The organism is Paracoccus broussonetiae (assembly GCF_031854425.1).
Classification (GTDB): Bacteria; Pseudomonadota; Alphaproteobacteria; order Rhodobacterales; family Rhodobacteraceae; genus Paracoccus; species Paracoccus broussonetiae.
Window position 1 is genome coordinate 1 of sequence record NZ_JAVRQI010000051.1, and the last position, 967, is coordinate 967.

Sequence of the window (967 nt, forward strand, 5' to 3'; positions counted from 1 at the left end):
CGACAGAGGGCCATGCCAGTGCCGCGATGGAGCCGCATGCCTCGATCGCAGAATGGCAGGGGAAGGAGCTGACCCTCTGGGGCAGTTTCCAGATGATCTCGCACAATGTGAAGGAGTTGGCGGATTCCCTGCGCATATCGCCGCGCAATGTCCGCATCGTCTCGCCCTATGTCGGCGGTGGCTTCGGATCGAAACTGGGCATCTCGCATGATGCCATCGCTGCCGCCATCGCCGCGCGGGCACTGGGACGCCCAGTGCGTGTCGTCCTGACCCGACAGCAGGTCTTTGCCACCATCATGCGTCGCTCGGAAACGCGGCAACGCCTGCGACTTGCCGCCGACACCAACGGACGACTGACTGGGCTCGGGCATGAGGCATGGGTATCGAATCTGCCCGATGAGAAACTCGCCGAGCCTGTCACCCAAGCTACCGAGTTCCTGTATGGCGGCGCGAACCGCAAGCTTGTGGTGAACATCGCCCGGATCAGCCGGCTGACCTCGGGCTCGGTGCGCGCACCGGGCGAGGCCGTGGGCATGCAAGTGCGGGAAGCTGCGATGGACGAGCTTGCCGAGAAGGCCGGGATCGATCCGGTCGAGCTGCGCAAGCGCAACCTGCCCGCCAGCCAGCCAGCCCGGCAAGGACAGGCCCTATTCCTCGCGTATGCTGGTTGAGGCACTGGATCAGGGTGCGCGGGCATTCGGCTGGGAAAATCGCAAGCCGCGCCCCTGCATGAGCCGCGATGGCGAGTGGTGGGTGGGCATGGGCGTGGCCTCGGCAGCGCGGGTCAACATGTTGATGCCGGCGGCAGCGCGGGTGCGGCTCGAGGCAGATGGCAGCCTTCTGGTGCAGAGCGACCAGACCGATATCGGGACCGGCAGTTACGCGATCCTGGGCCAGATCGCAGGAGAGATGCTGGGCGTACCCATAGCTCAAGTCCGGGTCGAGCTGGGCGAGAGCCAACTGCCCC

The 967-nt window shown here is 65.7% G+C and carries 2 protein-coding genes; both read left to right on the plus strand.

Annotated features, from left to right (window positions below; translation table 11 throughout):
• Window positions 1–671: molybdopterin cofactor-binding domain-containing protein (locus RM190_RS23305; protein WP_311761871.1), on the plus strand; the 671-nt coding region annotated here is incomplete at its 5' end.
• Window positions 661–967: molybdopterin cofactor-binding domain-containing protein (locus tag RM190_RS23310; RefSeq protein ID WP_311761872.1), on the plus strand; the 307-nt coding region annotated here is incomplete at its 3' end. The genes RM190_RS23305 and RM190_RS23310, both read left to right, overlap by 11 nt.